This window comes from Methanomicrobium sp. (assembly GCF_055145805.1).
The window spans coordinates 1-7,138 of the sequence record NZ_JBSREC010000130.1 but is presented as its reverse complement, the minus strand read 5'-3'; the positions used below and the strand labels follow the sequence as shown (position 1 = coordinate 7,138).

The window sequence follows — 7,138 nt, the reverse complement described above, 5'->3', positions numbered from 1 at the left end:
TCTTCTTTTATCATAAGTGAACCCGGACTGCAAACATTCCATTTTATCCTCCCGTAAATGCCGCTTTTTTTATACCTTTTTTTTGCATACTCTATCATCTCCTCCTGAACGTCGCAGGCAATTACAGTCCCTTTATCTCCTGCAAGCTCTGCCATTGCCCCTGTAAAAATCCCAGGCCCGCACCCGATATCTATTACCGTCATCCCCGGCCTGATTTTATCTTTTAGAAGTTTTTCCGGGTTTAAAAGAAACCTGCGAAGCCTGTTGTCAAGCATCATCACATGAAGAGATGAAAAACGGCAGATATTGTCTGCCTCTTTGATGTCTGTTTTTGATTCTGTCATAATTTTTTTCCTGCATATTTTGTGAACTATCTTAACAATATAAAATTAAATAAAATTCAATCATCTTTTTTCTCGAATTCGTCAAATGTCTCTTCAATTGCAGATAAAAACCTGAGAATAAGAGTATATTCAGAACTTTCAAGATTGCCGAGTCTTTTATACATAGCCGCATAAATCTTTGCATGGTAATGCTCATGCCCAAGATATGCAATATGCCCTGCAGGCGTTAAGCGAAGTTTTATCTCCTTTTTATTGCCCTCATCATGGAATTTTTCTATAAGGTTTTTTCCTTCAAGCCGGTTTGCCATCTGTGAAATAGCGCTTTTTGAAATTCCGAGAATCGCGGAGAGGGCGGTTATATTTATTCCGGGATTTTTCCCAATCGCCATTACTATATGAATCTCCGAACAGTGAAGAAGGTCTCCAGTACCAAAATCCCTGGGGGATCTTTCATTAGCGTCAATTTTACTGACAATCCGCACCCATTTCTCAGATAATTTTAAAAAATGCCGGCTGTCCGTTCTCTCATCCATATTTTGTATTCCCCGACTGCAACAGTATAGCATATGGTTAAGTTGCTTAATCATATAATCTTTCTGATAGTTTGAGATAATTTTGACATCCGATATAAAACCAGATAAAAAATAGATTACTGTTCTTCTATAGTGCGACAGAACTCAAAAACCTTTTCTGAAGCACAGGGTCTTAGAGGTGCACCATGGCCTGATAACAGGATATCAAAATTTAAAAGGGATAATTTTTTTAAGGATTTTATTGCACAGGCCATATCAGAAGTAGCATAATATGGAGGTTTAGCAACCTTCCCGTTTTTAATTATGACTGCATCACCACAGAAAAGAGCATTGAGCTCTGAATCATAAAAAGAAGCGCTGCCCGACGTGTGCCCGGGAGTATGTATACAGTAAAGCCCGCATATGCCATCACTTTCATTTAGAAGAACATCAGGAGTCACCGGCTCACACGGCCACAGGTGCAGGAGAAGCTCCATTAACCTGCCTTTTAAACCTTTTAGCGGAGGCATTAATTTTTTTCCGGCAAGATAATCAGCATCCGCCTCATGTATGCCAACCTTTGCGCCTGTGATTCTTTTAAGTTCTGCCGCATTTCCGGCGTGATCGGGGTGGTAATGGGTAAGGAAAATGTATTTCAGATCCTCCGGTTTTCCTTTAAGTTCATTCTCGATAAAGGAGAAAATCTTTTTGCTGTTGCGGGAAAAACCGGTGTCAATCAGGATTAGCCCGTTCCTTTCAAGAATATAGCAGTTGCCGTTAACTCCGTCAACCCGGTACAGGTGTGGAAGAATTTCCATTTTAATTCACCCCATATATTTTCTGCTTTTCAAAAAAAGCAATATCAGTCTAACACTCTTTTTTAATATTTACTGATAAATATCTTTTTTTAAACACCTTTCACAAGATTTCTTTTCTGCACAATCTTTGCAGACATTATGGAATATAAAATCACACCCGGGAGCACAATCCCGGGTGCATGGGTGATTCAGGTTCCAAACAGGCTGACGCCTGTGATGATGTTAATTATGCTTATAAAAATTGCAGCAAGACTTGCAGCGATAGTTACAATGTCTCTTTTGGAATAATTCATTGAATGATAGTTTACGGGCAGGAGTATTTGGGTTTGTTGGGATTTTGGTCTGGTTGTTTTTGATTAGATAATCTTTTCCGGTTTAGCGGGGAAGTTTTGAAAACATATCCTTAATGACTCGTCATAGTTATTCATTCGGACTGCATAATATTCATGTAATGATTACCGGTGAACTGAAGAATAAAGTTGATTCCCTGTGGAATATGTTCTGGACGGGGGGTATTACAAATCCTCTGGATGTTATTGAACAGATAACTTATCTGATGTTTATCCGTGATCTTGATGAGACTGACAGGATTCGTGAGAAGGAATCTTTGATGCTTGATGCTCCGTTTGAGAGCCTGTTTCCAAAGGATAAAAATTCTCTTCGCTGGTCTGTGTTTCGGGATTTATCTGCTCCGAAGATGTATGATGTTGTTTTGTCAGAGGTCTTTCCGTTTATAAAAAACCTTCACGCCGACAAAAACAGTGCATATGCGAAATATATGGGGGATGCAATATTCAAGATCCCGACTCCTCTTCTTCTTGAAAAGATTGTAACAGCGCTTGATGAGATGGATATCTCAAAGCGTGATGTAAGGGGCGATCTGTATGAGTATCTGCTCTCAAAGATTTCAACGGCGGGAACAAACGGTCAGTTCAGAACGCCGCGTCACATTATAAGAATGATGGTTGAGCTTTTATCTCCGGGACCCGAGGATATCATATGCGATCCGGCGTGCGGTACATCCGGATTCTTGGTCTGCGCCGGGGAATACATCCTTGAGAATCACCGCGATGAGATATGGTACAATCCGAAGATTAAGGATAACTATCATAACAGGATGTTTTACGGGTTCGATATGGACAGGACTATGCTTCGTATCGGTGCAATGAACCTGATGATGCACGGAATTACAAATCCGAATATAGAATACCGCGACAGTTTATCGGAGCAGAATCCTGATGCAGATAAATACTCAGTAATTCTCACAAATCCGCCTTTTAAGGGATCTTTAGACTATGATATCGTATCAGCAGATCTCCTGAAAGTTGCGAAGACCAAAAAGACTGAGCTTTTATTTCTCTCCCTGTTTGTCAGGATGTTAAAGACCGGGGGACGCTGCGGTGTTATCGTTCCGGACGGGGTTTTGTTCGGTTCATCTAATGCACATAAGGCTGTCAGAAAGATGCTTATTGAGGAGCAGCGGCTTGAGGCGGTAATCTCGATGCCGTCCGGGGTCTTCAAACCCTATGCCGGGGTTTCGACTGCAATCTTAATCTTTACAAAGACGAATGCTGGCGGAACAGACAATGTCTGGTTCTATGACATGCAGGCCGAAGGATTTTCACTGGATGACAAGCGTGCAAAAATCGCAGAAAACGATATTCCGGACATCATTAAACGCTTCCACTCACAGGAAGAAGAAATCAGCCGCGAGAGAACAGAGAAGAGTTTTCTTGTGCCAAAGGATGAGATTGCAGAAAACGGCTATGACCTTTCCATAAACAAATACAAAAAAATCATCTACGAGAAGACAGAATACCCAAAACCAAAAGAGATTCTTGCAGAAATCCGCTCTCTCGAAAACGAAATCACAAAGGGAATTGACGAGCTTGAGGGGATGCTTGAGTGAGTCATCCTGTATTTCCTGTTGACATTTCCAATAAGACAAAACTCTACGCACTGCGTAGAGAATTGAGCCTGACATATATTCATTCAATAAGCTACGGGGGGACAAATTGTCCCAAGGTAGAACTTAGAGAAATGCCGGAGGGAAGATCAGCGTGAGTAAGTGGAATATGGTGAGACTTGGGGATGTTGCAACCATAATAAATGGTCGTGCATATAAGCAAGATGAACTATTAAAAAAAGGTAAATATCCAGTACTAAGAGTTGGCAATTTTTTTTCAAATAAAGACTGGTATTACTCTGATTTAGAATTAGATGCCAACAAATATTGTGAATCAGGGGATTTATTATTTGCATGGTCAGCATCATTTGGTCCTAAAATATGGAAAGGGCAAAAAGTAATTTATCATTATCATATTTGGAAAATCGCACTCACTGATTATATAGATAAAAACTATTTATTCTTTTTTTTGAAGGATAGTGCAGGAAAAATCAAGGATAGGGGTCATGGAATTGCTATGATTCATACCACTAAAAGTGAAATGGAAAAAACATTAATCCCCCTTCCCCCACTCGACGAGCAGCGCCGGATTGCCGAATCGCTTGACCTTGCCTCGTCGCTGATTGAGAAGAGAAAGAAGCAGATTGGACTTCTTGATTTGCTTGCGAAGAGTCTGTTTGTTGAGATGTTTGGTGATCCGGTGGAGAATCCGATGGGGTGGGAGATTGTTCAACTTAAAGATATTACGACCAAGATCGGTTCAGGAGCTACACCCAGAGGTGGAAAAGAGAGTTACAAAACAGAGGGAATACATCTCATTCGTAGCATGAATGTTCATAATGGGAGATTCAAACTATTAGATTTAGCATTTATTGATGATAAACAGGCATCTCAATTAGATAATGTAGTAGTTGAGAAAGATGATGTTTTAATCAATATTACAGGTGCTTCAGTAGCCCGATCATGTATAGTTCCAGACAATATTTTACCTGCACGTGTCAATCAGCACGTTTCAATTATTCGGCTAAATAAAAAATTTGCAAATTGTCAATTTATAAACAATGTATTTGTAAATATCAATTATCAACAAAAACTTCTCTCTCTTAGTAATGCAGGCGGAGCAACAAGAGAAGCAATTACTAAATCACAACTTGAAAAATTAGAGACAATATTACCACCAGTTGATCTCCAGATTCAATTTGCCAATGTTATTGAAGCTATTGAAACCCAAAAATCCCTCCTGCAATCCGGTCTGGAAAAGCTGGAGATGAATTATAACGCCCTGATGCAGAAGTATTTTGAGGAGGTTTAAATGGCTGATGATAAGACTCAATGTCCAATATGTAATTTTGAATGTACATTCCTTCACAAACCCACAAAAGGTATGAAGAAATATTACTGTCAAAATTGTGGTAATTTTTACATCGAAAATAGATCAGGAGTACATGATGGAAATCGTCATATTGTTGCAGGATACCTATATGAAAAGCGTCATTCCTTTGATATTCCGGAGATTAATCGCGAAATCGTTGAAAAAATACTTTTAGATCCCCTGATCCCTAAAACTTCAATTGAAAAATTAAACAAATTGTTGCTTTCATATTACAAATTTGATGGAGGATTCAGTTTAAACTTTAACTATGCAGATGTACCTCCTGCAGCAGGATATGCAATAAACAAATCTGAAATTGATTTGATGTTAAAGGCTCTTGTAAATGAAGGGTACTTGGCAACAAATCAGAATCAATTGGAATATGCAATAGGTTCTAATTACAGATTCACACTAAAAGGGCTGCAATACTGTGAATCATTAATTTCAAGCAACCAGTCAAAGACAGTTTTTGTTGCAATGAAATTTAATGAAGAAATGAAATCATTACGTGACAACTCAATCAAACCTGCCTGTGAAGAATGTGGATTTACTGCACTCACTGTTGATGAAACTGAACACAATGGTGACATCACAGATAAAATAATTACAGAGATTAAGACCAGTCATTTTGTCATTTCCGATTTTACAGAGAATAATCTTGGTGTTTATTACGAGGCAGGTTATGCAAAGGGACTGGGATTAAATGTCATAAAAACCTGCAAAAAATCGTGGTTTGACGAAACAGATAATACAGGAAATAAAATTAACAAATTGCATTTTGATATAGATCACGACAATCTTATTCTTTGGGATGATGAAGATGACCTCAAAGAAAGACTTGTAAACAGAATTAAAGCAACAATTCTCTGATTTTTTTATTTTCCTGACAAAAACCCATACAAAAATATTTTGAATAGCAATATAAAAATTAACTAATGCCAGAATCTTATACTCCAAAAAATCCTGAATTATCTAATTTGGAAGCGCTCAAAAAGCTTCGTATCGAAAAATTGTATGATCTCATTTTAGGATTGGGAATGTTTTCTTTTGGACTCTTATTGTTGATACAGTTAAAGCCATTTTTACTTTTAAACAGTGTATATTCTTTTTCAAAGGAAATGATTTACCCATTTCTTTACATTGCACTTTTGATTTCTGTTATTCTTTTACTTTTAATTTATTTCAAAAAATCCAATGGAAAAAACCTGATATACCTGCTTTTTTTTATCATTATATGCCCTTTTTTGTATAATCTTCAGGATAAAAGTTTGACAATATACCGATTTTACACATTTGATTTATTTACAAATTTAACATTTATCTCTATCACCGCTATCCTCACTATTAGTGCAATTCTAATATTGTTTGGATTCTTAATGATCAAAGATTATTTTTCAATATTTCTCTCAGAAAAATATCATGTTAACAAATCTTTTGAATATCAGTCTGAGAAAAAGCACACAGGAATAATAATTCCATTCAATCTCAAAAGGCTTAATGACATCTCATATAGTTGCGGATTGTATCTTGCAAGTGAACTTTTCAATAATAAAACAGAACCTTTTAGAGTTTATTTCTGTTCTAAAAGACAGGAAGCAATAGATGTTATAAAAAATAATAATGTTGTCAATTTATGGATATTCGGGCACGGAACAAAAGGCTCGGTTGATCTTACTGACAGACCTCTATTTTACATTGATCTTAAAAATATGAACATTACAAAAAAAGAATATATCAAACAATTTCACTGCAATTGTCAAAAAGATGAATCTGATAAATATTCATTGTGCGATATGCTTGTTTCTGAGAAAAATCAAGAATTATCAACAGATAAAGGTAATTTACAGATTCTAAATTACAAATTAAAATCAAATTTAAGGGATATCTATTCAAACAAAAAAGAAATTGATGAATACATTAGAAAAAAGAAAGAACTTCAGGACAATAAAGAATAATTTTTTCATTCTGCTATCGCAAATTGCAATACCTTCTAACTAATTTTTTCAGGCAACCCGCAGTTCGCATCGCTTCGCTCCGCGAACACGCCCTGACCTCAGGGCTTGCGCAGTATGATATGCCGGCCTGAATGCTACCCTTCCGGGTAGCATCAGCCGTCAGTTATCCATAATTTCCAAATTACTTTGCATTATAATAACCCACAATTGGAGCAGAGAGGGAGGCTTGTC

General features: G+C 37.3%; 8 protein-coding genes. 5 read left to right on the top strand and 3 right to left on the bottom strand.

Annotation, left to right across the window (positions count from 1 at the left end; genetic code table 11):
* The 3 genes from ACTB1O_RS11905 to ACTB1O_RS11895 form a co-directional block, all read right to left on the bottom strand.
* The coding region (locus ACTB1O_RS11905; RefSeq protein WP_462995360.1) for a class I SAM-dependent methyltransferase at positions 1-344 on the bottom strand (344 nt) is incomplete at its 3' end.
* A 56-nt stretch (positions 345-400) separates the two neighbouring features.
* On the bottom strand, positions 401-877 hold the full coding sequence (locus ACTB1O_RS11900) for a MarR family winged helix-turn-helix transcriptional regulator (RefSeq protein ID WP_462995359.1): 477 nt from the start codon (positions 875-877) through the stop codon (positions 401-403).
* Between the two features lie 116 nt (positions 878-993).
* Positions 994-1,674 (bottom strand): MBL fold metallo-hydrolase, encoded by a 681-nt coding sequence (locus ACTB1O_RS11895; protein WP_462995358.1) that lies wholly within the window; start codon positions 1,672-1,674, stop codon positions 994-996.
* A gap of 138 nt (positions 1,675-1,812) precedes the next feature.
* Here ACTB1O_RS11895 and ACTB1O_RS11890 point away from each other — a divergent pair, with 138 nt between their 5' ends.
* From ACTB1O_RS11890 to ACTB1O_RS11870, 5 genes are all read left to right on the top strand, one after another.
* Complete coding sequence (locus tag ACTB1O_RS11890) at positions 1,813-1,962, top strand: hypothetical protein (RefSeq protein WP_462995357.1); 150 nt, start codon at positions 1,813-1,815, stop codon at positions 1,960-1,962.
* Positions 1,963-2,125: 163 nt separating this feature from the next.
* Positions 2,126-3,583, top strand: coding sequence for a class I SAM-dependent DNA methyltransferase (locus ACTB1O_RS11885; RefSeq protein WP_462995356.1), 1,458 nt, complete (start codon positions 2,126-2,128; stop codon positions 3,581-3,583).
* Between the two features lie 151 nt (positions 3,584-3,734).
* A complete protein-coding gene (locus ACTB1O_RS11880) occupies positions 3,735-4,892 on the top strand; it encodes a restriction endonuclease subunit S (protein WP_462995355.1) in 1,158 nt (385 codons plus the stop codon).
* Complete coding sequence (locus tag ACTB1O_RS11875; RefSeq protein ID WP_462995354.1) at positions 4,893-5,822, top strand: hypothetical protein; 930 nt, start codon at positions 4,893-4,895, stop codon at positions 5,820-5,822. It begins immediately after the preceding gene.
* A gap of 65 nt (positions 5,823-5,887) precedes the next feature.
* Positions 5,888-6,907 carry a hypothetical protein gene (locus ACTB1O_RS11870; protein ID WP_462995353.1) on the top strand — a complete coding sequence of 340 codons (1,020 nt, stop codon included), beginning with the start codon at positions 5,888-5,890 and terminating at the stop codon, positions 6,905-6,907.
* The last annotated feature ends 231 nt before the right edge of the window (positions 6,908-7,138 follow it).